This is a genomic window from Nitrospirillum iridis (genome assembly GCF_014205765.1).
Lineage (GTDB): Bacteria > Pseudomonadota > Alphaproteobacteria > Azospirillales > Azospirillaceae > Nitrospirillum > Nitrospirillum iridis.
In genome coordinates, this window is the sequence record NZ_JACIIZ010000011.1 from 94,229 (window position 1) to 119,077 (window position 24,849).

Below are 24,849 nucleotides of genomic sequence, written 5' to 3' on the forward strand. Positions count from 1 at the left end.
ATATCGAGTGACGCCTGAATGAGCACGTCGAACCATACAGTGAAGGAAGCCCGGCCACAGGCCGGGCTTCCCAGCGTCAGCACCGAGGTACGGATACGTCACTTTCTCAAGCTGCTGACATCATACTGGTTATCCTCGGACTGGATGTTTGCCTGGTTTGGCACCGCTTTCCTTTTGGGAAGCAAGTACATCGTCATTTATATGTCAGTACAGGCAAACAGTTGGCAGCGCTCGTTCTATGATGTCGTCCAAAATAAACAGGTGGATCTGTTCCTGCCTCAGATCATCGAGTTTTTTCTGATCAACGGCTGCTCGGCCATGGTCCTCGTCCTTGAGGTATACTTCTACGGCATGTTCTCAATGAGATGGCGGACCTTCCTGACCACGGAATACGTGGCGCGCTGGATGAAGAACAATGGGTTCTATTCCATGGAAAGGGCCGCATTGATTGACAACCCGGACCAGAGAATAGCCGAGGACATCAAGGAATTCACAAATAGCGTAATGGCCATAGTAGTAGGATTTTTTGGTTCCATAACAGCCGGCATCAGTTTTGGTTCTGTGCTTTGGAGCGTGGCGGCGCCGATACGGTTCCTGATTGCGGGGTACCACATCTCCATACCCGGCGACATGCTATGGTATTCCCTGCTGTACACGGTGCTGACCACCGGGGCCATCATCTGGGTCGGCCGGCCCCTGATTTCCCGCACCATGCGCCAGCAACAGGTGGAGGCCGATTTCCGCTTCGGCTTGATCTACATTCGCCGCAATGCGGAACAAATCGCCTTCCTGGATGCCGCGCCGACAGAGGTGCAGTCCCTGCGCGAAGCATTCGACCGTATCAAGAAGAATTATCATCGACTGATTCTGGCCCAGATGGGCATCAACGCGACGGGGCACATATTCGATAGCATTGGGAAATTACTTCCCGTGTTTCTGACAATTCCAAAATACTTTGCCGGTACGTTGACCTTTGGCGGGATTATGGCAGCCCAGGATGCATTCCGCCAAATGACATCTTCCCTTTCATTCTTCTATCAAGCTTTCCAGTCATTCGCCCAACAAATCGCCAACGTCAACCGTATCTGGGCTTTCGACCAGATGTTGGAGCGGAAGGATGCCACCGGTATCCAAATAATAAGGAACGGTGGTGGCACTATCTCCGCCCGCGATCTCCGGCTGGACTTCTATAACAACGCGTCCCTGACCATTGGGGATTGGACGATCCTGCCAGGTCAGCGCTGGGTGATAGTGGGCCCATCGGGAATAGGTAAAAGTTCCACCATGAGGGCCATCGCCGGCTTGTGGCCGGATGGTGCCGGGGTGGTTCATGTGCCATCCCAGGGCCTGACGATGTTCGTCCCCCAGCGCCTCTATCTGCCTATGGGAACCCTGAAGAACGCCATCTGTTTTCCCGCCTCGCCGGAGCAGTACGACGATGATCAGGTCATCTCCCTGCTCAGTGTCGTCGGGCTGGAGAAGCATGCCCAGCGGCTTCACGGATCCCGATCCTGGGCCGACCAGCTCTCCCCGGGGGAGCAGCAGAGGTTGGCCCTGGTCCGCATCCTGCTTTACCGGCCGGACCGCCTCGTCCTTGACGAAGCCACCAGCGCTTTGGACCCCGCGAACGCGCTGCATTTTTACGCCACCCTGCTTGAGCGCCTGCCGTCCGTCACCCTGATCAGCGTCGTTCATGATGAGCGCCTGAAGCCGTTCCATACCCACTGCCTGCGGTTGGCGGCGGAGGGGGCGACACAGTCCGCGCTGGATCCCGAAGAGGAAACCGTATGTTAAGCGCCTATATCAGCGACAGCGAGGCGGACCTGCGCGCGGCCAGCCAGCAGGCCGTGGAATTGGCCCTGCGCGCTGGCGGACGGGAAGCCAGCGCCAGCGCCGCCTCCAGCGGCGGGCTTCAGCTCGGCTTACGGGACGGCCGGCTGGAAACGGCCGTGCGGAGTGGCCATCGCTCCCTCAACCTGACGGTATTCAGGGAGGGCCGGGTCGGGTCGGCGTCCACGACCACCTTTGACGCCGACGCCATCCAGCGCCTGGTGCAGGAGGCGGCAAGCATCATGCAATGGGCGCAGCCGGATGCCGACAACGGCTTGGCGGATGCCGCCGACCTTGCCCATGATGTTGGCCAGCCGCTGCGGTACGAGCCGGTCAGCGACGATGCCGCGGCCATGGCCGAGGAGGCGTCGGACATAGAGCGCGCGTTGCGTGCCGTCGAAAAGCCGGCGGGAACGGAATTGCGGACGTCGGAAGTGGGGCTCAATTGCTCCGAGATGTTGTCGGTGATGGTCACCTCATCCGGATTCTCCCGCGCGAGCCTCACCTCCCATCATGTGCGCTGGTGTACGGCGTTGGCGGCGCGGGACGGCGCCATGGCGCGTGACTATGCGCAGTCCATGGCCCGCCGGCGTAGCGATCTTCGCGGGGCGGACTGGCTGGCGGAGCGTGCCCTGCGGGGAGCCACCGGGCAGCTGGGGGCGCGGACGGTGCCCTCCGCCACCGGGCCGGTTCTATTCAGTCCCCGCACCGCACAGGTGCTGATCGAGGATCTGGTCGGCGCACTGATGGGCACCGCCCAGTACCGGCGCGCCAGCTTTCTGGCCGGTGCGCTGGGGGACTTGGTCGCGGCTGACCATCTTGACCTGATCGAGGATCCGTTTGAGCCATGGGGCCTGGCCAGCGGTGCTTACGACGCGGAAGGCGTCGCCGGCAGCCGCCGCCTGATCCTCGATGCCGGCGTGGTCGGCGGTTACTTCCTGAATAGCTTGAATGCCCGGCGTTTGGGGATGCGGACGACGGGCAACGCCAGCGGCCCGTATAACCTGACGCTTTCCAGCCGCCGTCCCGGCGGCGATGGCCCGGCGATGCGGCGCCATCTGGGCACCGGCTTGCTGGTTACCGCGATCACCGGCGGACACACCGACCCGACAACGGGGCATTGGAGCCGGGCGGTTGAAGGATATTGGGTCGAGGACGGCGTCCAGCGGTTCCCCGTCGCCGGCATCACCCTGAGCGGAGATATGCGCACGATGCTACGGGGGATCACCCACGTCGGCGATGACGTCGAACGTTTCGGCTCCTTTCGCACGGGCTCCATTTTGGTTGACGCGATGCACATCGGAGGACGGGCATGATCAATCCGCCGCACATGGATTGGGCCCGGCGTCTAATCCTTCAGCCCAATCAGTTGGACGAAGTTGAGCTGTCGCGCGCCTTGGAGCAGTTGGCGGCGGGTGCCGACTTCGCCGATATGTTCTTCGAAAGCACCAAGTCGCGCGAGTGGCGGCTGGACAATGGCAAGGTTTCGGCGGGCAGCTTTTCCATCGGTCAGGGGCTCGGCTCCCGTGCCGTGCTGGGGGATCGGGTTTCCTTCGCGCATACCAGTGATCTCCGTCCGGAAGCCATCAGGTCCGCCCACCAGACGGTCCAGGCTCTGACCCGATTGGGCGGCGGAACTGCGGCGGCCCCCCAGGTGCGGCTTGTTCCGCAGTTGACGGACCATGGGCTTTACTCGCGGAAGGACCCCTTGGCGTCCGCCGACCTGTTGCCCTGGGTCCAGTTGCTGGAGAAGGTGGATATGCTGGCCAGGGCGGCGCATCCCGCCGTCCGCCAGGTCAACGCATCGCTATCGTCGGCGCACCGGGTGGTGCTGATCGCCAATACCGACGGGCAGCTGGTGGCCGACGCGCGTCCCGTGACGCGGCTGTTCATCCATGTCGTGCTGGAGCGCGCCGGGACGCGCGCCCAGGGGAGCGCGGGCGTCGGTGGACGGTATGGGCTGGAAGGCCTGACGGATGAGGCCGTGGGGTCGGTCGTGTCCCAGGCCGTCCGTGTCGCCACCGTCAACCTGGATGCCCGGCCGGCGCCAGGGGGGGTGATGCCGGTGGTGCTGGGGCCGGGCTATGCCGGTGTCCTTTTTCATGAAGCGGTGGGCCACGGCCTTGAGGGCGATCATCACCGCAAGGGGCTTTCCGCCTTCGCTGGCCGCATGGGCGAGCGTATCGCGCCGGACACGGTGACGGTTCTGGATGACGGGTCGCTGCCTGGCCGGCTGGGCAGCATGGGCGTCGATGATGAAGGAACGCCTGGGCAAAAGACCGCCCTCATCGAGAACGGCGTGCTGACGGGGCTGATGCAGGACCGCCTGAACGCCCGCCTCATGACCATGACGCCGACGGGAAACGCGCGGCGCCAGTCCTACGCGCATCTCCCCATGCCGCGGATGACCAACACCTTCCTGCTGGCCGGCCAGGAGGACCCGAATGACATTGTCGCGTCGGTGGGACGCGGCATCTACGCCCCCCGTATGGGGGGCGGGCAGGTGGACATCACCAGCGGCCGTTTCAATTTCACGGCGGTCGAGGCCTACCTCATCGAGGACGGCAAGATCACCGCCCCGGTGAAGGGGGTGACCCTCGTCGGCGTCGGGCATGAGGCGCTTCGCCACATACGTGCCGTTGGCCATGACTGGGCGCTGGATGAGGGAATCGCGACCTGCGGCAAAGCTGGCCAGACAGTGAGCGTTAGCGTGGGGCAGCCGACCCTGCGCATTGATGAAATGGTTGTAAGCGGCAGTGTGTGACCTGGAGGAATCAAAATGAAAAAAGCGACTAGCGTGAATACTGCGGAATTTGACTCGAGGGTTCTCGGCTCCGAAAGCCCCGTCCTGGTGGATTTCTGGGCGCCGTGGTGTGGGCCCTGTCGCGCCCTCGCGCCGATACTTGACGAGGTCGCCGCCGATTTTGACGGCACGATGGATGTCTACAAGGTGGACATTGAGGCGGAGCCGGATGTGGCCACCCGCTTCGGTGTGCAGACCATCCCCGTGCTGATCCTGTTCAAAGGCGGGGAAGAGATCCATCGCCGCGTCGGCACCCTCTCGCGCACGCAGCTGACGGCCATCATCGAGCAAAAATTATGATCGTGAACCATCCCGCGTTCCACGGTCGCCCCGATTTGAAGCAGAGGCTGGTCGACGCTATCGACGCGCTGGTCGCGGAGGGCCACTTCAGCGGCCGACGGAATGCCAAATCCCTGACGGCTTTGCTGTCCATGGAATGGGAAGAATTTTCGGAGTTCTACGGTCTGCCCCCGGCCCTGGTATTGTTGCTGGATATCATGCCAGCCTATGCCTTCAATGAGGTCGCCGTCGCGGCTTGGCGGGACTTGGTTTTGGCCATTACGCCGGGGGCGGATCTCGCCCCGCCGTTGCATGATTTCCTGCTGATGATGATGTCACCTCCGCGGGAGGATATCGACCCGTCGGACATCACCGGGCGTTTGTCCAAACTGCACCAAAGGCTTTTGGCCGGGGAGGCGGTCCCGCGCCCCGAATGGGCGAACATCCGCAAGGAACTGGTCGCCCTGTCGGAAGAAGGGCTCCCGGCGGGGGATCGACGTAAATTGCAATATTCAGTTTGGGAGGCGGCGGCCTGGCCGCTGCGCGACTCCCCCAGCATATTGGTCCAGATGTTCCGCAGCTGGGGGATTCTGAGCGAACTGGTGCCGGATCCGGAGTGGTCTGACGCCGATGAGGCCAATAAGGAAAGGGTTCTCCGGGAGATTTGGCGGGAACAGGAGTCTGTCCGCGCGGCGGGGGAGACGCCGGAATACCCGGTACTGTTCATGGCGCGCGAACCCGATTTGGCGCGCCGGTTCGAAGCCCATTTGAACCGGGCGAATGCGGGCACCTCTGAGCGTTGGGGCGAGGCGATCAACTATCTGACATCGCTGTTCAGGGATGGCGTCGTCGCCGGCCAGGTTTGAGGGGAGGCCCGCTTCGCTTTATGGCGTCTCTTCTCATTTGAGACGACTTTGAATTTCCCTCAGGCCATCGCGCGCACAGGCCTCGTCCTTTTCACTGGGTTCGGCGCCGGATACGCCGATCGCGCCAATCACTTCGCCGTTCACCATGATCGGTAAACCACCGGCCCACGAGGCGTAGTTGGTGCTGGCCGCGACCTTGTCGGCGAGACCTTTGTCGGTGGCTATTCTGGTGGTGATTTGTTCGCTGGGCGCGCCAATCAACAGTGCGGAGTTCGCCTTGCGGAAGCCCGTATAGGCGTGACTGCCGGCCGTTCCGTCGGGGACATAATAGAGTTTGGGCAGGCCTGCGGCATCAAGGACGGCAATGCCCACTTGGTAGCCTTTGCAGGAGGTGACGACCGCCTTGGCGGCCTCAAGCGCCAATTCGATGGAGGGGCCGCGGGCAACGACGTCGGGGGGGCGTGGCCCGGGCGGCGGCGGCGGGGTAGGCTCGCCCGGCCGAGGTCCCATCATGGGGCCGTTGTAAGGTGCGGACAAGGCGGTGTCTCTGGATCGCGAGCTTGCGGGCTCTTGATCCTGGGCACCGGCTTGGACGGCTATGAACACGCCCAGCGCCGCCATGGCGGCCGTCGTTATTTTCATTTCGAAGAGTCCTTATCGTCTTGGATCGTCTTGGTCGTTTTCGCGGCCGCTACCGGCGTGGGCGGAGGCTCCCCCATCCCCGGAAATTCTGGTCATGTCGGTAGGTGCCACTTCCCGGCCGTTTCCAGGCGGGCATCTTGGCCATGGTCGTTCTGGGTGATGGATCAGGGGGACTGTAATCATGGCCCCGGCCCCGCGCTTCGCCATTTTTTCAATACCAAGTATCGAGGCGCCATCCGGCGGAATCGCCCCTATTGCATACGTATGCAAAATGAGGAATGATCCGGTTTAAGGCGGGCGACGGCCGGAACCTGGGAGGATGGTGATGCGATTCGAACGGTTGGACCTGAACCTGCTGGTGGCGCTGGATGCGCTGTTGGCCGAATGCAACGTTTCCGCCGCCGGTGAGCGGCTATGCCTCAGCCAATCCGCCATGAGCGGCACCCTGAACCGCCTGCGCGACTACTTCGGGGACGAGTTGCTGGTCAGCGCCGGCCGGCACCTGGTTCCCACCGCCCGCGCCCGTGCCTTGGTGGCGCCGGTGCGCGAGGTGCTGCATCAGATCAAGACCACCATTGCCACCCCGCCGGACTTCGATGCCGCCACCTGCGAACGCGACCTGACCATTATGGCGTCCGATTACGTGCTGACGGTGCTGTTGGCGGAGGCATTGCAGGTCATCGCGGCGGCGGCGCCGGGGCTTACCTTCACCGTGTTGCCGCTCGATGACAAGCCACAGGCGCAGCTTGAGCGGGGGAGGGTGGATCTCCTGATTGGGCAGGAAGCGGCGGCCTCCGAAAACCATCCCGCCACCCTGCTGTTTGAAGATGAGTATGTGGTGGTGGGCTGCGCCGGCAACCCCCGCCTGCGTCGGCCTATCGACGCCGAGCGCTATTACGCCATGGGCCATGTGGTGACGGAGATCGGCGCCACCCGCCAGCCGGCGTTCGACGAACGGGTCCTGCGTCAGGACGCCCGCAAGCGGCGGGTGGAAGTGGTGGCGCCGTCCTTCGCCGCGGTGCCGGCGCTGGTGGTGGGTACCGACCGTATCGCCACGGTGCAACGGCGGCTGGCGGAACAGCAGGCCCGCCATCTACCCCTGCGCATCCTGCCGTTGCCCGTCGCCCTGCCATCCCTGCGCCTGGTGGCGCAATGGCATAAGGCCGGCGCCCAGGACGCTGCGCTGCGCTGGGTGGTGGACCGCGTCAAGGCCCAGGCCCAGGCGCTGGCCCCCCGCGACAATGCCAGTCGGGTGGTTCAGGCGGCGGAGTAGGCTCAAGCCCGTCGCCAAATCTCCTGCCCCTCCGGGGTGCGCACGATGCCGGTCGCCGGGCGGCGGGCGGAGGCGCGCACGATCAGGTCCCCCTGGATGATATGGTGGCATTGGCCGTCCTTCGTGCCGGCCAGAGCGTCCTTCACCAAGCCCACCGTGCGGGCCACCATGTGGGCCACGGGTTGGGAATATGTCGTCAGCTGGAAGCCCGGCCAGGCGGCGATGGCGACATCGTCGAAGCCGACGATGGACAGCTCGCGGCCGGGCGTCAGGCCAAATTCCGAGCGGGCGACCTCGATGGCGGCCAGCGCCATATGGTCGTTGGTGCAGAACAGGGCCTCCGGCGGGGTGGGGGCCGAGAGCAGCTGCCGTGTCGCCGCCATGGCGCCATCGAAAGTGAAGTGCCCGCAGGCCCGCATTGGCCGGTCGGCACCATGCCGGCGCAGGGCATCCTTGAACCCGGCCTCCCGCTCCCGGCTGGTGGAGCTTTCCTCGATGCCGGCGATGAAGCCGAAGCGACGGTGACCCGCCGCCCACAGGAAGTCGGCGGCCATGGCGGCGCCATGGGTGTTGTCGCCAGCCACCGCCGGCGTCCGGTTGGCGAGGTCGGTGTTGTTGAACATGATGACCGGCACGCCACCCTGACGGCATTCCTCCGCCAGGGCGGACGACAGGCTGCTGGACGCCAGGATCAACGCGTCCACGCGATAGCGCAGCAACTCGTCCAGCATGGGATCCAACTCAGTGTTGCCATGGGTGATGAACAACAGCACGCGATAGCCGATGGCACCCAGCTGATCGGATAACTGTTCCACCACCTCGGGATAGAACTGGTTGTCCAGGTGGCTGACCGCCACGCCCACCATGAAGGACCGGTTGGTCATCAGCGATCGCGCCATCAGGTTGGGCCGGTATTTGAGGGCCCGCGCCGCCTCCACCACGCGCTGACGCGTGGCCTCTGACACGCTGGCGCCCTCGGTGAAAGTCCGCGACACGGCCGAGCGTGACACGCCGGCCAGGCGGGCGACATCTTCCGCCGTGGCGGGGCGGGACCGGGCGGAGGAGGTGCGGGGGGCCACTGATTCCATAAGAGGATCGCCTTCAAAAATCCGGTACGGCCGGCGGGGGGGAAGCCCGGCGCGTCACGACATTGTGCTTATCTTTAATAACCTTGTCTTGTCCAAAGCCGATTTTGCATACGGATGCACTTTGCTGTTGCACGCGCGTGCAATGCTGATAAGGTGAAAAAAACAACGCGCGACATCAACAACGGCGGTCCGTTCTTGCGGGCAAGGATGCCGGTCTGCGCGCGTCGGGAGGGGACATGGGATGAAACTCTGGCGCCAACACCCGGCCGCGCTTAACGCCTGCCCTTGGACAAAACCCGCACCCGAAACCGCCACACAACAGGGGAGGTAGGGTTGCGTCACCTTGACAACAGGACTTCAGTCCGACGTGGAAGCGCCGGCCATAGGCGCCATGTGCTGCTGGGGGCGTCCGCCCTGTGGCTGATCTGCGGCCCCAGCGTCCACGCCCAGGAACAGGCCCGCCCGGCGACCACGCATGAGGGCCAGCCGGCGGCCCGCCCGCAGGGGGCGCCACCGCCCGGCGAACCGCCCTTGGGCGTGGCGCCGGCCACCGGCACGGGCGAGCTGGAGGAGATCGTCGTGACCGCCCAGCGCCGGGCGGAAAACCTGCAGAAAATCCCCATCGCCATCACCGCCATTTCGGGCGACGAACTGGCCAGCAAGGCGCGTAGCTCCGTCGACAGCGCCCTGCAGGACATTCCGGCCGTGCAGGTCCAAGCGGGTGCCCAGGGCAGCCAGGTCTATATCCGTGGCGTCGGCACCAACGGCGACCCCAATTCCATCGATACCGACATCGCCGTCTTCTTCGACAATGTCTACACCGGCCGTAACGAACAACTGGGCGCCGGCCTGTACGACATCAGCCGGGTGGAGGTGCTGCGGGGACCCCAGGGCACCCTCTACGGTCGCAACGCCGTGGGCGGCACCATCAACGTCATCAGCAATTCCCCGGTCCAGGAGTATGGGGGCGCGGTCAACCTGCAGGTGGGCGACTATGGCCTGCGCCATGTCGACGCCGCCGTGAACGTGCCGGTGGATGAGACGCTGGCCGTCCGTTTGGCCGCCCTGCGTGAGACCAAGGACGGCTACTACAGCAACGGCGGCGGCGCCACCGATGTCACCGGTCTACGTCTCAAGGGCCTGTGGAAGCCCACCCCCGCCCTGTCGCTGTTGGGCGTTGTCGACTATCAGCACATCACCGGTCTGGGCGCCACCACCGTATCGGTATCGAATTTCGAGGCAGGCCACCCCTGGACGGCGGAGGAGGGGTTCGAGGATCGGCTGAACTACCGCTTCCTTACCACATCCGTTCAGATGGACTATGATTTCGACTGGGCGACGCTGACTGTCATCCCAGCCTATTCCTACAGTGACCGCTACATCTTCACCGACCTGATCAGCGGGTCGCGCGCCGTCGGCGACTATCAGGAAAAGCAGTACACCGGGGAAATCCGTCTGGCCTCGCCTTCGGACAGCGCCGTCAAGTGGCAGGTGGGCGCCTATGGCCTGCGGTCCACCAACCTGAACCTGGTGGCACCCTCCGCCGGCACCACCTCCACCACCGGCTATACCGCCTACTACCACAACCCGCCCACGACCTCCTACTCCGTCTTCGGGCAGGCGACATACCCCGTGACCGACAGTCTGCGGCTGACGGCCGGCCTACGCTACACCGACGACAAGAAGGGCTACGCCTACGGCATCCGCTCCAGCTACACCCTGCCGGGCACCTCCACCTATTACGACAGCGGCCTGCTGACCACGCCGGACGAGAAGGATAGCGGCGTCACCTACAAGGCGGGCGTCGAATACGACCTGACGGCTGACAGCATGGTCTATGCCCAGGTGGCCACGGGCTTCAAAGCCGGCGGCTACAACACCAGCCAGCTGCCACCGCAAACCTACGAGCCGGAAAAACTGACGGCTTATGAGGTGGGCGCCAAGAACCGCTTCCTGGACAACCGGCTGGAGGTCAACGCCGAAGCCTATTATTACGACTACAAAAACTATCAGTTGCAGTATCCGCTGTTCGGCGCGGGCCAGGACATCAACACCCTCTACAGCCTTTTGCTGTCCCAGTATGGGGCAAGCACGGCGCTGACCTACGCCAACGCCCACGGCCTTTGCGGCACCAGCGCCTGCACCCTGGCCTCGCCCCCCGGCCAGTTCACCCAGCCGGTGGCCAACGCCGACACCGGCACCAGCTACGGCGCCGACCTGGAGGCCAAATACCGTCTGACCCCGCATGACGAGATCACGCTGTCCATCGCGTACATGCACGCCCGTTACGGCAACGTCGCCGCCGTGTCGGACATCAGCGGCACCCAGGTGGCCAGCGCGCCGACGTGGAGCGGCGTGATCGGGTATGAGCACAGCTGGGACCTGGCTGGCGGGCTACTGACCGTGCGGGGGGAAAGCAAGCTGTCCACCGGCTATGTCACCACCACCAGCCTCAGCTTTCCCCATCACTGGCAGCCCGGCTATTCCCGCAGTGACGCCTATGTCAGCTACGTCTTTCCCGATGACCGCTACACCATCGGCGCCTTCGTCCACAACATTGAGGACAGGGCCCAGGTCACGGCCGCCTTTCCCAACAGCCGCCTGCTGGTCACCACGCCGCGCACCTTCGGCTTCACCGCCAGCGCCAAGTTCTGACCCGCCATCTCATAAAAAAGGGACATCTCATGCGCATCACCCGCGCCATCGCCCTTTCCATGTCCGTCCTCGCCGGGGCCGTGCTCGGCGCTGCACCCACGCGGGCCGCCACGCCGGACCCCACCGCCCACCAGGTTCAGGTCCTGTGGGACATCCAGCAAGTCCAGGACCTGATGAGCCGGCACGAATGGTACTATTCAGCTGGCGAGCATCAGCGAGAACTGGATGAGTTGTTCGCCCATCATCAGGCGGATGTCAGCTTCGGCACCAATGTCGGCTTCTGGGTCGGCTTGCCATCGATCAAGCGTTCCTATGTCGACTGGTTCAAGAAGCAGGCCGGTAAGGATTTGGCGGCCCTTAGCCGCCGCCACCCGGAAATCAAGGACACGCCGGACAACCTGCTCATCGGCACCTCCATGATGCACACCTTGACCACGCCCCTGGTGGTCGTGGCGGATGATGGCCGGACCGCGAAGGGGCTCTGGTACACCATTGGCCAAGTGTCACAGACGCCGCTGGGCCAACCCGACGCCAACTACATGTGGGAACGCTACGCCATCGACTTCATCAAGGAGGATGGCGTCTGGAAGATCTGGCACTTCAACGTCTTCACCGACATCGCCACCCAGCCGGGAGGCGATTGGACCAAGCCGGGCTCCGCACCCAAGATCGCGCTTGAACCCGGCGAGGTGCTGCCGTGGCAGGATCCGGAGGCTCCACCCTTCGATATCCCCATGGAACGGTACAAAGGCTATGCCCTGACCGAGGTGCGGGGCGAGAAGCCGCTGATCCCCGTGCCCTATCGCACTTTCAGCGAAACCTTCAGCTACGGCCCGCCGGTCAAGGCGGCCGCCGGCAAATAAGCCATGGGTCGACAAATACTTCCCCCATTCGAAACCTAGGGAATGACTTCATGAAAATCCGTCTGTCCATTTGCGCCGCGACCTGCGCGGCGTTCGTCACTACCATCGCGATGTCAGCGGAGACACAGCCGCGAATGGACTTCGCGCCACTGAAGTCCGACGCCGCGGTGGCCGAGGGGCGATCGATGATCTCCGACGGCGAGCGCGCGGTCGACACGATCGCGATCCAGAGCTTGATGAGCCGGCACGAATTCATGCACGCGGCGGGGCGCAACCTTGAGGAGCTTGATAATTACTGGGTGCGATCCGACGGCAAGTTCGCCGCCACGGCGACCTTCGGTAGCCCGGCGTGGGTCATGTACGGCCTGGATGTCATCCGTAACGCCTATGGCATGAAAAGCCGCGGCGATGCCGAGGCTGCCCTCGACAAGCTGTCGGCGATCGATCCCAAGGTCGGAAAAGTTCCCGCCAATTTCGGGGCCGGCGCCGAATGGGTGATGCACACCTCCACCACGCCGGTGATCGAAATCGCCGGCGATGGCAAAACCGCCCAGGGGGCATGGTATTCGCCCGGCATTGGCGTGATGCCTTTGTACCAGGACGGCAAGATCCATTTGCAGTCGATGATGTTCTTTGAAAAGTATGGCGGCGACTTCGTCAAAGAGGACGGCGTCTGGAAAATTTGGCATCTTCAGATGGCCTACGACTTCGTCCCCGGTTTGCCGGACACGATGGTCGCCCAGCTAAACGCCCAGTTGGGTGACCTCGCCCTGGGTAAGCCTCTCAAGGCCTTGGGCGGCGAAGCGGGCGAACGCTCCGACTTCAAGTTGCCGCCGGGCTTCCGCAAGCCGCTCTATAGCTATCCAGCCTATAGCCCGCAGCGCGCGGCGGTGATTTGGCCGAACCTGCCACGCCCCTATTACACCTTCGGCGAGACCTACAACAACTGCAACTGCGAGCAGGAACTTCCGCATTGGTGAACCGGCTCGGTAGCGGCAGACATGGGAGGTTAAGATGAAAAAGCAAGTGATGGCGGCGGCCTGCGGACTCCTGCTGCTCGGCAGCTGGATCCAGGACGCTGGCGCCGACGACGGGCAGGACGGTGCCGCATCGACATCTCCGGCCGGGGCGCCTCCGGGCGGGCTGGCCGGGGACGCGTCGAAGAACCCGGACATGACCGCGTTCGCCAAGGAGGTCGATACCAACGGCGATGGCAAGATGTCGCGTGAGGAATGGCTGGCGAAGGGGCTGCCCATCAGCTCGTTCAACATGTTCGAGAAGGGCCGCGGCTATGTGACCCTGGATGACTACCAGAAGAATCCGGCGCCGCCGGGTATCGACCTTAACGGGGACGGCACGCTGACGGTCGAGGAATTCAAGCAATTCGACAAGATGATGTCTGCGCGACAGGGCGCCAATCCACCCCCGGCGCCACCCCGGTCAAACCCATAGGGCAGATCCCGCGAAGGCGGGTTCAGCCTTCGCGGGTGACGTCGCTCGCGGACAAGACCCCGTGAGGGCCGGCTTACGGATGAGGACCACGCCACCGCCAACCAGGCGGTGGCGTGCGTGGCTTTGGACGGAAACCTCCGATGTCACCGGCGCCGTTGGCACTGTCGACGCCGGGCCCCTTTCATGATCCCGGAACCCAAATCTCCCGCCCGTCGCCATCGCGGATGATGCCCGTGGCCGGCCGGCGGGCGCTGGCCCGCACCACCAATTGCCCCGTCACCACCACCTGCTCCGCAGGGGCGCCCGTGCCGTCGAGCAGGCTGGCAAGTGCCTGGGTGGTGGCGTCGACCAAAGCCGCCAGGGGCTGGGAATAGGTGGTCAGTCGGTATTCCGGCCACGCCGCAATGGGCGCGTCATCGAAGCCGATGATCGACACGTCGCGTCCGGGCTCCAGTCCGAACTCCGCGCGGGCCACGCCCAGTACGGCCAGGGCGGTGTGGTCGTTGACGCAGAACACGGCGTCCGGCCGCGTCGTTCCGCTGAACAGCGTGCGCGCCGCCGCGGCCGCCCCTTCCAGGCTGTAGTCGCCCCGGATGCGCGTGGGCGCCCCCAAGCCATGGCTCTCCAGCCAGCGGGTATAGGCGGCCTCACGGTCACGGCTGGCCGAATTGTCGTCCATTCCGGTGATCATGGCATAGCGGCGGTGCTGGCTTGCCGCCAGATAGGCGGCGATGGTCGCTGCCCCACCGGCGTTGTCGCCGGTGATGCTGGCGATGTCGGGGCTATCCGTCCGGCTATTCAACTGCAGCACCTTCAGGCCGGCGGCCCGACAAAGCTCCGCCCGCGATTCTGACAGGGCGACGGAGGTCATGATGAGCGCCTCCACGCGATGGCGCAGGATATCGTCCAGCACCGGCTCGAAATCGGCGCCCGCCGGGATCAGGAACAGCAGCAGATGATAGCCAAGTTTCCCCAACTCGAAGGACAGGGCCTGGAGAAGCGGCGGAAAGAACTGGTTGTCGAAGTGGGCCATGACCACGCCCACGATGTTGGATCGGCCGGTGATCAGTGACCGTGCGATCAGGTTGGGCCGGTAGCCTAGCTGCGCCGCCGCCGCCATGACCGCCGCACGCGTGGTCTTGGAGACGCTGGCCCCCTTGGTGAAGGTGCGCGACACGGCGGATTGGGAGACGCCGGCCAGGCGGGCGACGTCAATCGCCGTTGCGGCCTGCTGGCGACCACCATCGTTCGCAAGGGCTGCGGGAAGGGGGAGGGGGCGTGGAGTGGACGACACTGGGGACCGGTTCCAACGGGTGGGCAGGTTGGGGTCTCTCAGGCTACCCCAATCGTCCCCCGGAGGGCGAGGGTGTCCCCGGCGCCTGGTATGGGCGTCATATCCCCCCTCCTCTCCATCCGGCGGCAGCGAGGCCGATATCTGATATCGGATAAATGGTTTTGTTCCCGCATGCACGCGCGTGCAATTCGTAGCCGGCAGGCGGTCATTCGGGCCGCCCTTTCAAGCCAGCCGCGATTAGAGCTGGCGTCATACGGGGGGAATGACATGCAAAGGAATTTGCCGTTGGCCATCGGCCTCTTGGTCGCGACGTCGGGTGCCGCCCTCGTGCCGGCTTTCGCGACGGCTCAAGAGGCGACGCCGCCGATGGCTGGCGGCGGTCAGGAGGCGAATTCAGCCTCCGCGTTGGAGGAAATCATCGTCACGGCGGAACGCCGTGTCTCCAACATTCAACGCACGCCGATCTCCATCGCCGTGAAGACGGGCGCGGATCTGGCCCAGACGGGGACCGTTGACCTTGCCAAGGCGGTTGAGGACGTTCCGGCGGTGCAGGTCCAGAAATCGAACACAGGCGCCAGCTTCTACATCCGGGGCATCGGCTCCCGCGGGGTGGGGGGAAGCTCGCCGGTCTCCGTCAATGAGGACGGCATCTATCAGCAACAGCCCGACCTGATCAGCGGCGCCTTCGCCGATCTGGACCGGATCGAAGTGCTGCGGGGACCGCAGGGCACGCTTTACGGTCGCAACGCCAATGGCGGCACCGTCAACGTGATCACCAAGAATCCCGACCTTGATGGGTATTCGGGCGACGTCACCGTCGGCTTCGGCAACTACGACACCGTGCAGAGCCAAGCGGTGCTGAACGCGCCGTTGGGGCCGACGCTCGCCATTCGCATCGTCGGCGATCTTGAACAGCATAGCGGCTACCTGACGAACGGTCTCAGTGATCGCGACGACAAGGTCCTGCGGGGAAAGGCGCTGTGGAAGCCCAACGACCGTTTCAGCTTGCTCGTCAGCGCGGAGGAGTTTTTCACGGACAGCCGGGGGCCGGGCAACGTCCTGATTTCCGCGGTTCGCGACAATCCGTGGTATTCCGCGCCCTATGACAGCTTCGCCGTCGTCTTCACCGGTGATCCGGTGTTCTGCTCCCCGAATTGCCAGCCCTATTACCGGGTGCGAAACAAGCAATACAGGGCCGAGGCGAATTATGACCTGGGCTTCGCGACACTGACGGCGCTGACCGGAATACAGCGTTATCGCCGCCATTATCTCCAGGCGTTCGCTGGCGGGCTGGAATATGACGACCAGCCGCTGGACCAGGAAAGCTATGAACTGCGCCTTACCAGCAACGAGGGGGCGGCGATTAAATGGGTGGCCGGCGCCTATGCGTTGAACCAGGATTACTCAGGCGAGACGAAATACGTCTACCATATTGATTCAGCGACATATTATGCGATCAACAAAGACTCTTCGCGGGCCGCGTTCGGGCAAGCCAGCGTTCCTTTGACGGACGATTTGAGCCTGACCGGCGGCGTTCGCTACACCCAAGACCATTATGACAAGCGCTTGGATGATGGCACGGTGGACGGCAGCACCGGCGTTCTGGAAAGCCTGACCACCGGCACGCTCCATTCGAAGGGCTATGCCAAGGTCACCTACAAGGGGGCCTTGGAATACCAGCTCGACCGCGCCTCGATGCTTTACGCCCAGTATTCCACCGGTTTCCGCTCCGGTGGTGTCGATGAGAACGGCGCGACCTTCGGCCCCGAGACGATCAAGGCGTTTGAGGTCGGATCGAAGAACCGCTTCTTTGATGACCGCCTTCAACTCAACGCCAGCGCCTATTACTACCGCTATGGCGGTTATCAGCTCGACTACATCGTGTCTGTCGGTGGTGCGTCGACGGACCAGATCACCACATCCAACGTGCCCGGAACGACCAAGGTCTGGGGCACGGAACTGGAAACCCAGTTCCGCGCCAGCCACGCCGATCTGATCACCGCCAGCGTCAGCTATGAAGGCAGTGAGTTCAGCGATGTCACGCTCGCCACCTCGTGCACATCGGCGGGGGTCTGCAGCTATACCGACCTGGGGGGCCGCAGCCTGCCCCGAACCCCGAGGTGGACGCTGAACGGTGGGTATGAGCACACGTTCGACATCGACGGTGGCGACACGATCACGACCCATGTCGATACCCAGTACAAGTCCGCCTACGACGCCGATCTCATCTCCTTCACCCATTCCCGGCAGGGCGCGTATGCCCTGTTCAATGCCCGGCTGACCTATAGCCGGCCGGACTGGGGTGTCAGCGTCAGCGCCTATGTCAACAACATCACCAACCGGGCGGTGCTGGAACAGGCGAACACCGCCGGGCCGGTCAACCGCTACGGCGTCCTGAACGACCCCCGAACCTTTGGTCTGGTCCTGAACGGGCATTTCTGACGCCCGTCTCCCGTTATGCTCCTGAAGCGGAAAATGAAATGACAGCAAGCAAGCGATGCGGAACACGGGTCCCGGGCGCCGGCGCGGCGTTGGCCCTTCTCATCATAGCCATGGCCACCGGTATGGCGACGGCCGCCGATGGGGCCAAAGGCTTGGTCGTCTCGGAAACGACCGTGATGTCGACCCTGGTGATCACGGCGGACGCCCTTCCGGTCGCGTCCGCCGGGCGCAGCCTGACGATGACGGTCGATGGCATCGGCACGCCGATCCAGCCCGGGACCTATAGCGGCCGGATCGTCCTGACGCCCACCACGGCAATTGTGGTGCCCTCGATGCTGGGGGATGCCCAGTACCGGTTTCGCGCCGGCCTCTATGTCGATGGGGGCCGGCCGGTTCCCGACAAGTCGGTCACCGCGGCGCTGGGCGGCGGCGTCACGACGGATACCGTCGCGCGCGACATCAAGCTCATCTCGCGCGATCCGGCGTTCAACGGCATCATCGTCACCGGCGCATCGGTCTACACCGTGGACAACGCCACCATCCACCTGAGCGAGAATGGCGGCGATGATTCCGTGGGCTATGGTGCCGCCATCCTCGCCAACGGTGACGCCAAGCTTACCGTCAACAACGCGCGCATCGTCACCCGGGGCGTCATCCGGACGGCCATATTGGCGGACGGCAACGCCACGGTGACCGTGAATGACTCCGACATCCAGACCATGGACGGCGTCCTGCCGCCGGGCTACGTCCCCTCCATCCTGCCGGGAAAGATGATGGAGGTGCCCTATGGCCTGGGCATCAGCGGCAACGTCCGGGCGACCAATGTCGAGGGGAAGGCCACCGCCATTTACAACCGCACCCACATCCATGCGCAGGCCTGGGGCGCGTTGGCCACGGATGGTGACGGCCCCACGCGGCTGATCGCCCGTGACAGCCTGATCGAGGTGGCGGAGAGTGGTTACGGCGCCTATGCCAATGGCGAGGCCCATGACCTTTTCGAACATTGCGTCTTCAATGTGCCCGACTATGGATTGGTCGTCGGCGGCCCGGGATCGGCGACGTTCACCAAGGGGACCGTGGTCAATTCAAGGCGCTTCGGCGTCATGATGCACCAGGGCACCGGCGGTGGGACCGTGACGATAGAGGACCACAGCGTCTTCAACACCGGATCAACCGCCATCGAGGTGAAGGGCCGGGGCACGCACATCGTCATCGACGCCGCCGACCTGCGTCCCGGCAACGGCGTCCTGCTGCAGACGATGCCGAACGACGACCCGATCATGAAGGAGATGATGAGCGGGGCTGGCGGCCCGCCCCCCGGGGCGGCACCGCCTGCCGATGCCCCCCCTCGGCCCACGTACAGTGGCGATGTGGTCGTGGAGATCCGCAAGACCAAGCTGGTCGGGGATGTCATCCATGCCATGCGCGACACGGGTGCCCTGGTGGTGACGCTTGTGGACGCTGAACTGGAGGGCGCCATCACCACGGGTACCGCGTCGCCGACCAGTGGCATCGCGCCGACGCAGGCCTCATTCCGCACCATCGGGGACGTGAGCAATGTGTTCGGCGCCACGCCCGAGACACTGCCCCTGCATGTCTCGCTGGAGCGAAACGCGACCTGGGTCGTGGGTAAGACGTCCTATCTTACCGGGCTTTCAATCGGACAAGCCGCCCGCCTTCTCGCCCCGAAGGGCATGCGGGTCGTTCTGAGTGTGGGGGGCAAGGAAACCCCCATCAAGTCGGGCCGATACGAAGGCGATATCGTCGTCGCGGTGGCGCCGGCTCGTATGTGAGGCGGTGCGAAGCGCGATGGTATCCGGGATTGCGCTCAAACACCGCAATCCCGGATACATCCAAGCCGGCAGCGGCCCACAACGCTCAACCATCGACCTGGCAACTGAACAGGTCGATGACGATGGCCAAGTACAGCCAACCTTCCTGGGTGGTGCCAACGCCGACTTCAGCAGAATAAAACGGATATTGCGCCGATCGGCGTCCAGTCTACGTGCGACTGAAAAAAACGGCACATTTGACCCGGCGCCAATTCCCCCGCGAAGCTTCCACTTCGCGGGCTTGTTCAGGCTATTATGGAAAGGCTTTGGCGCCGGGTGCCCACTGCTCGGAAAAGCCGGCGGCGCGCAACACGGGATCGCAGGCCTGAATGTCGAAACTTGCGACCCCGTGGCGATCAAGCGGATCGTCTGCGATCATGGTCGCGATTTCCGACCCGTCCTGCGCATGGGCGAGAATGAACCCGCCCTGTCCCTGCTGGAGCGGACCGGCGACGAGGATCGCGCCGGCCTTGATGTGGCGAACCAGCCACTCCTTGTGGGCATCGAGATGCTCTTTGACCTCATCGAGGGGGCGGGTGTAGGAAACTGTGATTGAAAACAACATGATCTGAACTCCGTTGGCGTGTTTGGTTATGCGGCGGCCGGGTGCAGGCCGGCGACCACGCCAGCAATCGCCACCTTGGCACGCTGGAGCCCTTCGGAACGGAGCGCTTCGCCCTTCGACGCCCCCTCGGCCCTGATGACATGGACGTCGGTGATGCCAAGGAACCCGAAATAGGCGCGCAGATAGCTTTCCTGGAAATCCATGCGAGCCAGCGGGCCCTCGGCGTAGAAGCCGCCGCGGGCCGAAACGACGATGACCTGCTTGCCACCAGCCAAGCCGACTGGGCCCTTCTCAGTGTACTTGAACGTCCGTCCCGCCTGGGCAATCCGGTCCATCCAAGCCTTCAACTGGCTGGGTACGGAGAAGTTGTACATAGGAGCGCCAATCACCAGCACGTCGCTGGCCAGGAATTCCGTCACCAGCGTTTCGGAAACGCCATGCTGCTTCAGGGTGGCGTCATCGAAATCGCCGAAGCCGGTCGGCCGGAAGCCAGCGGCGATCGCACCGTCCAGATGACGGATTTCGTCCGCCACCACGTCACGACGCGCCACCTCGGCCCCCGGGTTACGGGTGCGGATTTCGTCGACCACGGCGGCCGACAGCTCCCTGGTCAGGGAAGCGCTCTCCAGAATGCTGGAATCGATATGCAGGATCTTCATTTTTGCCTCGTTTTGCAGGAATGATGTGGAGGTTGCCGGCGCTATCGCGCGGCTTCCCTGGCGGCCCCGTCGATTAGACGGGCCACCTGATCGGGGTGGGACAGCAGGGACATATGGCTGGAGGCGATGGACACGGTCTTCGCGCCGATGCGTTGCGCGATAGCCTGCTGTATGGCGGGGGGAAGCGCTTCATCCTGGGTCGTCCGCAGGTACCAGCTCGGCTTTTCGCGCCAAGCCGCCTTCCGGATTTTTGCTGCAAAGCCCACAGTCGCAATGGGCTGCTGGATCGCCGCCAGGGCGCGCGCTTTTTCCATCGGCAGGTCCGCGGCCATAACCTGGTGGAAGCGCGCGGGGTCATCCAACCAGATCAGGCCATCCGCATCCGGCGTGAAGCCTTCCATCGGAGCGCCCAGCGTCTGCAGCAGATCGGACACTGACTCACCGCTGTCGGGCGCCAGCGCGGAGAGATAGACCAGGCCTTTGACGTTGGCGGCGCCCCCGGCCTGGGTAATGACGGCTCCGCCCCAGGAATGACCGACCAGCAGCACGCCGCCGGTCTGCCGGCGCAGGACCTTCTCGGTGGCGGACACATCGTCTGCCAGCGAGGTCAGCGGATTCTGAACCGCGGTGACATGGTAGCCCATGGCCTGCAGCCGGGAGATGACCGGGTACCAGCTGGACCCGTCGGTAAACGCGCCATGCACCAGCACGATGTTGCGCAGGGGGGGCGTGGTCGATGCCATCGCTGCCTCGCCTCCGGCCAGCGCCAATGTCAGTCCCAGCGCGGTGGCGAGGCGCCGCAACCATGCGGCCGGCGAGCCGGCTCGTTTCGTTCCAAAAGGGGGAGAAGGGTGTCTGTCGCGGGAGGGCTTCATGATCGGGCCAGTCGAGGCGGGGGATGGGAAAATCCTATCCCCGTCCCGCCGATGCCATAAGATGGCAAACTGGACAGAGTTCGTGCAAAATTCGCCAAACCACTCGCCACTCCTGCCGAGGGACAAGGAACCGGTCATGCGTATTGCGATCCTCGCCGTTGACGGCAGCCTTCTATCCGCGATCGCTGGCCTGTCCGATCTTTTCTGGATCACCAACCAGGGACTGCGCGCGCCACCCGCAGGGGTCGCGGCCGGATTGCCGGACCGAGCCGATCCCTTGTTCAAAACCACCATCGTCAGCGCGGACGGCAAGCCCCTGCGCGATCCGCAGGGCAGGTTGATCCCGGTCGATGGCGCATTCGAAGACCTTGACCGGTACGACGCGGTCCTGGCCACCGGCATGGCTCTCGGTCCGGACGGGCTTCCGCCCGCATCCAAGTCGATCGCACAGGGCGCGGAGTGGATGAGGGCGCTGCATCGGCAAGGCGCCTTGGTCGGCGCGGCCTGTGCTGGCACCTTCGTGCTGGGCGAGGCGGGTTTGCTCGATGGCCGGCGCTGTACGACCACCTGGTGGTTGCACCATGCCTTTAAGCGTCGATTTCCCAAGGCCCGCCCGGTTTGGGGCACGGCGTTGGAGGAGCAGGACGGCGTTGTCACCACCGGCGGGCCGCTGTCCTGGGTCGATCTCGGCCTGCATGTCATCCGGCGCCTGGCGGGTGCCGAGATCGCCAAGTTGGCCGCGGACATCTCGGTTGCCGACAGCCTACCGTTGCCACAAATGATCTATGCCCCTCGCGGCTTCATCAACAACACCGATCCGTTGCTTCTGCGCGCCGAGCAGATCGTCCGCCATGCCAGCCCCGGACTGACGGCCGAGGGGCTGGCCCGCGCCCTGGGCCTGAGTGGACGAACGCTGCACCGGAGACTGAAGGAGTTGACCGACGAATCGCCCAAGGAATTCATCACCCGGGTGAGGATCGAGACGGCCTGCGTTCTGCTGGAAACACCCGGCGCCAGCGTCAAGCAGATCGCCCTTGCCTGCGGTTATGGCGAGGAGAGCGTCTTCCGGCGGGCCTTCGTCCAACTCACCGGGATGACGCCAGCCGATTACCGGCGTTGGTCGGCGGGCAGGACGGCGGAGGTCGGGGTTCCCGCCCAGGCATCGGCCTGAGCAGCGAAGATTTTGGACGCGGAATCACCGATTGGGAGGCTCGTTGGCGCGGCGGCCTTTCGACTTATCGGCCCCGAAAACGCAATCGCTCAATCAAAATCCGAAAAGCGGCTGAGTTGTTTTTCTGGGTTGGGTAGTAAATGTGGTAGCCCGGGAATAAAGGGCACCAATCCTCCAGCACGCGGACCAGGCGGCCATCGCGTATCATCGCGTGCGCATGATCTTCGATGAGGCAGGCAATGCCACGTCCATCCAACGCCGCGGCAAGGATCATGTCAGGATCGTTGAACGACAATTGTCCTGGGACGCGAACCTTTACCTCTTGGTCCGCCTTTTTAAATTGCCATGCGTACAATTCGCCAGAGGCAGGCAGACGAAAGTTGATGCAGGTCTGCCGCAGCAGATCATGGGGCGTGATGGGGATACCCCGTTGGGCAAAGTAGCCAGGGGAGGCGACGATCGCCAAGCGCAGATCCGGGCCGATTCTTACCGCAACCATGTTTTGAGCGACCAACTCGCCCAACCTGATGCCGGCATCGAACCTGTCGCCTGTCAGATCGCGTGCCGCCGCGTCGATGTTAACGTCCACTTCGATGTCCGGGTAATCCTTCACGAAACTCCGAAGCATCGGCCACAGCAGGCTGATGGCGGCGTGCCGGGGGGCGGTGATCCTGATCTTGCCTTTTGGGCTTTGCCGCAGAGAGCCGATGGCCTCAAGGCTGAGATTGATCGCGGCGAAGGCGGGTTTCAATCCCTGCAGGAACTCTTCACCCGCCGGGGTCAGGGTGACGCTTCGCGTGGTCCGGGTCAGCAAACGGACGCCCAATCGCGCTTCAAGTCTTCGCAACGTGTTGCTCAACGCCGGCTGTGACGTGCCAAGCCGCGTCGCGGCCCGCGTGAAGCTTTTTTCCTCCGCAACCGCGACGAAGGCGTTCAGATCGGTCAGGTCATCACGATTCACCGGCTGCACCCCCATATTCATAATCTACAGATATAATTGTTTTATGCTTTTTATATCTAATTCTTACGAACGTAAGTCTGCAAAATCCCGCTCTCGGCAGAGGCCGAACGAAGCGCGATACTCCGGCCCCGTGCGGGCCGAGGCGCACAACAGACGGACCCAACCAAATGAGCGATTTTTCACGCCGCACGTTCCTTGCTGGAACCGCCACTGCCGCAGCCGTCGCATCGGGGACGGCGAGTTATGCGGCGGCAAGCGATGGATCGCCTTCCGGAGCAAGAAGAGCCCGGACCGGCATCTACCGTCAGAATATTGGCGAGATCGAATTACTGTCGATCACCGATGGTGCGACCAGTTTCCCCCGTCGTCAGGATTTCGTTATGAATAGATCCCCGGAGGATGTCGCCCAGGCCTTGCAGCAGGCTTTTTTTCCGACCGACCCCATCACACTCACCTTCACACCCGTTGTCCTTAAGAGCAGCGGAAAGCTGATCGTGATCGATACGGGACTTGGGGAAGCGGCTTTCAAGCAGAGCAACGGCGTCGGTGGTCAGTTTCACACCAACCTGGCTGTGGCCGGCTACGATGCGGGTTCTGTGGATCGGGTCCTCATCACGCATTTCCATGCCGATCACATCGGCGGCCTGGTGACCGCCGATGGCAAGCCAGCCTTCCCGAAATCCGAGATTTGGGTACCGGCCGCCGAATATGCTTTCTGGATGAATAGCGGGAATATGGCGCCGGATGCATCGGAAGCCATGGTGGCGAACTTCGAACGTGCCCGCCGCATATTCGGAATTCTCGGTGACAGCGTGAAGAAGTTCGCTCCTGAAATGGAGGTCGCTCCCGGCGTCACATCGATGGCCACTCACGGGCACACGCCAGGCCATTCGTCCTTCATCGTCGCGTCCGGGAGCGACAAGGTGATCATTCAGGGGGACGTGACCACGCATCCCGCCTTGTTCATCCGCCATCCTGGTTGGCACGGGTTCACGGACGTGGACCCGGTGATGGCGGAACAATCACGGCGAAAACTGTATGATCGGATTGTGGCGGAACGGCTCCTGGTGCATGGCTTCCACTTTCCTTTCCCCTCGCTGGGGCATCTGACGCGCGAGGACGATGGCTATCGACTGATGCCCATCATGTGGAATCCCGCCCCGTAACCCGGAAAACCCCGCCGCGTTCCATTCCGCATGCGGGCGCGGGCTTCCGTAAATATTGCGCGATCATTCAAAGGTATGGCGAATTTTCAAGGGGCAAGTCCACCCCGCCGGGTGGCAATCCGGGCGCGCGGAT

At 63.7% G+C, this 24,849-nt stretch carries 21 protein-coding genes; 14 read left to right on the forward strand and 7 right to left on the reverse strand.

Annotation, left to right across the window (positions count from 1 at the left end):
- The first annotated feature begins 18 nt into the window (after positions 1 to 18).
- Genes FHS74_RS18920 through FHS74_RS18940 form a run of 5 tightly spaced genes read left to right on the forward strand, consistent with a single transcriptional unit; the run spans position 19 to position 5,778 of the window.
- Positions 19 to 1,794 (forward strand): ABC transporter ATP-binding protein/permease, encoded by a 1,776-nt coding sequence (locus FHS74_RS18920; protein ID WP_184803514.1) that lies wholly within the window; start codon positions 19 to 21, stop codon positions 1,792 to 1,794.
- Entirely contained in the window at positions 1,788 to 3,146 is a 1,359-nt protein-coding gene (locus FHS74_RS18925) for a TldD/PmbA family protein (RefSeq protein WP_184803516.1), read from the forward strand. The genes FHS74_RS18920 and FHS74_RS18925 overlap by 7 nt, the downstream gene beginning before the upstream one ends.
- The gene (tldD, locus tag FHS74_RS18930; RefSeq protein WP_184803518.1) at positions 3,143 to 4,594 is read left to right on the forward strand and encodes a metalloprotease TldD; all 1,452 of its coding nucleotides are present in this window, start codon (positions 3,143 to 3,145) and stop codon (positions 4,592 to 4,594) included. Before FHS74_RS18925 ends, tldD begins: the two co-directional genes overlap by 4 nt.
- 15 nt (positions 4,595 to 4,609) lie before the next feature.
- Entirely contained in the window at positions 4,610 to 4,933 is a 324-nt protein-coding gene (gene trxA / locus FHS74_RS18935; RefSeq protein WP_184803520.1) for a thioredoxin, read from the forward strand.
- Positions 4,930 to 5,778 carry a hypothetical protein gene (locus tag FHS74_RS18940; protein ID WP_184803522.1) on the forward strand — a complete coding sequence of 283 codons (849 nt, stop codon included), beginning with the start codon at positions 4,930 to 4,932 and terminating at the stop codon, positions 5,776 to 5,778. The genes trxA and FHS74_RS18940 overlap by 4 nt, the downstream gene beginning before the upstream one ends.
- Positions 5,779 to 5,811: 33 nt before the next feature.
- On the opposite strand, the gene FHS74_RS18945 is transcribed toward FHS74_RS18940, so the two are convergent.
- Entirely contained in the window at positions 5,812 to 6,420 is a 609-nt protein-coding gene (locus FHS74_RS18945; protein ID WP_184803524.1) for a heme-binding protein, read from the reverse strand.
- A 319-nt stretch (positions 6,421 to 6,739) separates the two neighbouring features.
- Here FHS74_RS18945 and FHS74_RS18950 point away from each other — a divergent pair, with 319 nt between their 5' ends.
- On the forward strand, positions 6,740 to 7,693 hold the full coding sequence (locus FHS74_RS18950; protein ID WP_184803526.1) for a LysR family transcriptional regulator: 954 nt from the start codon (positions 6,740 to 6,742) through the stop codon (positions 7,691 to 7,693).
- 2 nt (positions 7,694 to 7,695) lie between these two features.
- On the opposite strand, the gene FHS74_RS18955 is transcribed toward FHS74_RS18950, so the two are convergent.
- On the reverse strand, positions 7,696 to 8,781 hold the full coding sequence (locus tag FHS74_RS18955) for a LacI family DNA-binding transcriptional regulator (protein WP_184803528.1): 1,086 nt from the start codon (positions 8,779 to 8,781) through the stop codon (positions 7,696 to 7,698).
- 393 nt (positions 8,782 to 9,174) lie between these two features.
- Here FHS74_RS18955 and FHS74_RS18960 point away from each other — a divergent pair, with 393 nt between their 5' ends.
- From FHS74_RS18960 to FHS74_RS18975, 4 genes are read left to right on the forward strand one after another with little or no spacing between them, the layout of a single operon-like run.
- Entirely contained in the window at positions 9,175 to 11,436 is a 2,262-nt protein-coding gene (locus tag FHS74_RS18960) for a TonB-dependent receptor domain-containing protein (protein ID WP_184803530.1), read from the forward strand.
- 29 nt (positions 11,437 to 11,465) lie between these two features.
- Positions 11,466 to 12,299, forward strand: a complete 834-nt coding sequence (locus FHS74_RS18965) for a nuclear transport factor 2 family protein (RefSeq protein ID WP_184803532.1) — start codon at positions 11,466 to 11,468, stop codon at positions 12,297 to 12,299.
- A gap of 50 nt (positions 12,300 to 12,349) precedes the next feature.
- Positions 12,350 to 13,279 (forward strand): nuclear transport factor 2 family protein, encoded by a 930-nt coding sequence (locus FHS74_RS18970; protein ID WP_211106406.1) that lies wholly within the window; start codon positions 12,350 to 12,352, stop codon positions 13,277 to 13,279.
- A gap of 34 nt (positions 13,280 to 13,313) precedes the next feature.
- Positions 13,314 to 13,751, forward strand: coding sequence for an EF-hand domain-containing protein (locus FHS74_RS18975; RefSeq protein ID WP_184803837.1), 438 nt, complete (start codon positions 13,314 to 13,316; stop codon positions 13,749 to 13,751).
- Between the two features lie 181 nt (positions 13,752 to 13,932).
- On the opposite strand, the gene FHS74_RS18980 is transcribed toward FHS74_RS18975, so the two are convergent.
- Positions 13,933 to 15,045 (reverse strand): substrate-binding domain-containing protein, encoded by a 1,113-nt coding sequence (locus FHS74_RS18980; protein WP_184803534.1) that lies wholly within the window; start codon positions 15,043 to 15,045, stop codon positions 13,933 to 13,935.
- A 267-nt stretch (positions 15,046 to 15,312) separates the two neighbouring features.
- Here FHS74_RS18980 and FHS74_RS18985 point away from each other — a divergent pair, with 267 nt between their 5' ends.
- Positions 15,313 to 17,487: a TonB-dependent receptor gene (locus tag FHS74_RS18985; RefSeq protein WP_211106407.1), complete on the forward strand. Its 2,175-nt coding sequence runs from the start codon at positions 15,313 to 15,315 to the stop codon at positions 17,485 to 17,487.
- 176 nt (positions 17,488 to 17,663) lie between these two features.
- Positions 17,664 to 19,280 (forward strand): right-handed parallel beta-helix repeat-containing protein, encoded by a 1,617-nt coding sequence (locus FHS74_RS18990; RefSeq protein WP_184803538.1) that lies wholly within the window; start codon positions 17,664 to 17,666, stop codon positions 19,278 to 19,280.
- A 292-nt stretch (positions 19,281 to 19,572) separates the two neighbouring features.
- On the opposite strand, the gene FHS74_RS18995 is transcribed toward FHS74_RS18990, so the two are convergent.
- The 3 genes from FHS74_RS18995 to FHS74_RS19005 are packed head-to-tail and all read right to left on the reverse strand — an operon-like array spanning position 19,573 to position 21,286.
- Positions 19,573 to 19,884 carry a YciI family protein gene (locus FHS74_RS18995; RefSeq protein WP_184803540.1) on the reverse strand — a complete coding sequence of 104 codons (312 nt, stop codon included), beginning with the start codon at positions 19,882 to 19,884 and terminating at the stop codon, positions 19,573 to 19,575.
- A gap of 26 nt (positions 19,885 to 19,910) precedes the next feature.
- Positions 19,911 to 20,543: an FMN-dependent NADH-azoreductase gene (locus FHS74_RS19000; RefSeq protein ID WP_184803542.1), complete on the reverse strand. Its 633-nt coding sequence runs from the start codon at positions 20,541 to 20,543 to the stop codon at positions 19,911 to 19,913.
- A 41-nt stretch (positions 20,544 to 20,584) separates the two neighbouring features.
- Positions 20,585 to 21,286 carry an alpha/beta fold hydrolase gene (locus FHS74_RS19005; RefSeq protein ID WP_184803544.1) on the reverse strand — a complete coding sequence of 234 codons (702 nt, stop codon included), beginning with the start codon at positions 21,284 to 21,286 and terminating at the stop codon, positions 20,585 to 20,587.
- Positions 21,287 to 21,554: 268 nt separating this feature from the next.
- Here FHS74_RS19005 and FHS74_RS19010 point away from each other — a divergent pair, with 268 nt between their 5' ends.
- The gene (locus FHS74_RS19010) at positions 21,555 to 22,589 is read left to right on the forward strand and encodes a GlxA family transcriptional regulator (protein ID WP_184803546.1); all 1,035 of its coding nucleotides are present in this window, start codon (positions 21,555 to 21,557) and stop codon (positions 22,587 to 22,589) included.
- 64 nt (positions 22,590 to 22,653) lie between these two features.
- Here the strand turns inward: FHS74_RS19010 and FHS74_RS19015 are convergent, their stop codons facing one another.
- Positions 22,654 to 23,550 (reverse strand): LysR substrate-binding domain-containing protein, encoded by an 897-nt coding sequence (locus tag FHS74_RS19015; RefSeq protein WP_184803548.1) that lies wholly within the window; start codon positions 23,548 to 23,550, stop codon positions 22,654 to 22,656.
- Positions 23,551 to 23,717: 167 nt separating this feature from the next.
- On the opposite strand from FHS74_RS19015, the gene FHS74_RS19020 reads away from it, so the two are divergent.
- Positions 23,718 to 24,716, forward strand: coding sequence for an MBL fold metallo-hydrolase (locus FHS74_RS19020; protein WP_184803550.1), 999 nt, complete (start codon positions 23,718 to 23,720; stop codon positions 24,714 to 24,716).
- The last annotated feature ends 133 nt before the right edge of the window (positions 24,717 to 24,849 follow it).

Excerpts from the sequence above, each read along its gene's own strand:
- FHS74_RS18920 (WP_184803514.1), top strand. The coding sequence starts at position 19 with ATGAGCACGTCGAACCATACAGTGAAGGAAGCCCGGCCACAGGCCGGG.
- FHS74_RS18925 (WP_184803516.1), top strand. The coding sequence starts at position 1,788 with ATGTTAAGCGCCTATATCAGCGACAGCGAGGCGGACCTGCGCGCGGCC.
- tldD (WP_184803518.1), top strand. The coding sequence starts at position 3,143 with ATGATCAATCCGCCGCACATGGATTGGGCCCGGCGTCTAATCCTTCAG.
- trxA (WP_184803520.1), top strand. The coding sequence starts at position 4,610 with ATGAAAAAAGCGACTAGCGTGAATACTGCGGAATTTGACTCGAGGGTT.
- FHS74_RS18940 (WP_184803522.1), top strand. The coding sequence starts at position 4,930 with ATGATCGTGAACCATCCCGCGTTCCACGGTCGCCCCGATTTGAAGCAG.
- FHS74_RS18945 (WP_184803524.1), bottom strand. The coding sequence starts at position 6,420 with ATGAAAATAACGACGGCCGCCATGGCGGCGCTGGGCGTGTTCATAGCC.
- FHS74_RS18950 (WP_184803526.1), top strand. The coding sequence starts at position 6,740 with ATGGTGATGCGATTCGAACGGTTGGACCTGAACCTGCTGGTGGCGCTG.
- FHS74_RS18955 (WP_184803528.1), bottom strand. The coding sequence starts at position 8,781 with ATGGAATCAGTGGCCCCCCGCACCTCCTCCGCCCGGTCCCGCCCCGCC.
- FHS74_RS18965 (WP_184803532.1), top strand. The coding sequence starts at position 11,466 with ATGCGCATCACCCGCGCCATCGCCCTTTCCATGTCCGTCCTCGCCGGG.
- FHS74_RS18970 (WP_211106406.1), top strand. The coding sequence starts at position 12,350 with ATGAAAATCCGTCTGTCCATTTGCGCCGCGACCTGCGCGGCGTTCGTC.
- FHS74_RS18975 (WP_184803837.1), top strand. The coding sequence starts at position 13,314 with ATGAAAAAGCAAGTGATGGCGGCGGCCTGCGGACTCCTGCTGCTCGGC.
- FHS74_RS18985 (WP_211106407.1), top strand. The coding sequence starts at position 15,313 with ATGCAAAGGAATTTGCCGTTGGCCATCGGCCTCTTGGTCGCGACGTCG.
- FHS74_RS18990 (WP_184803538.1), top strand. The coding sequence starts at position 17,664 with ATGTCGACCCTGGTGATCACGGCGGACGCCCTTCCGGTCGCGTCCGCC.
- FHS74_RS18995 (WP_184803540.1), bottom strand. The coding sequence starts at position 19,884 with ATGTTGTTTTCAATCACAGTTTCCTACACCCGCCCCCTCGATGAGGTC.
- FHS74_RS19000 (WP_184803542.1), bottom strand. The coding sequence starts at position 20,543 with ATGAAGATCCTGCATATCGATTCCAGCATTCTGGAGAGCGCTTCCCTG.
- FHS74_RS19005 (WP_184803544.1), bottom strand. The coding sequence starts at position 21,286 with ATGGCATCGACCACGCCCCCCCTGCGCAACATCGTGCTGGTGCATGGC.
- FHS74_RS19010 (WP_184803546.1), top strand. The coding sequence starts at position 21,555 with ATGCGTATTGCGATCCTCGCCGTTGACGGCAGCCTTCTATCCGCGATC.
- FHS74_RS19020 (WP_184803550.1), top strand. The coding sequence starts at position 23,718 with ATGAGCGATTTTTCACGCCGCACGTTCCTTGCTGGAACCGCCACTGCC.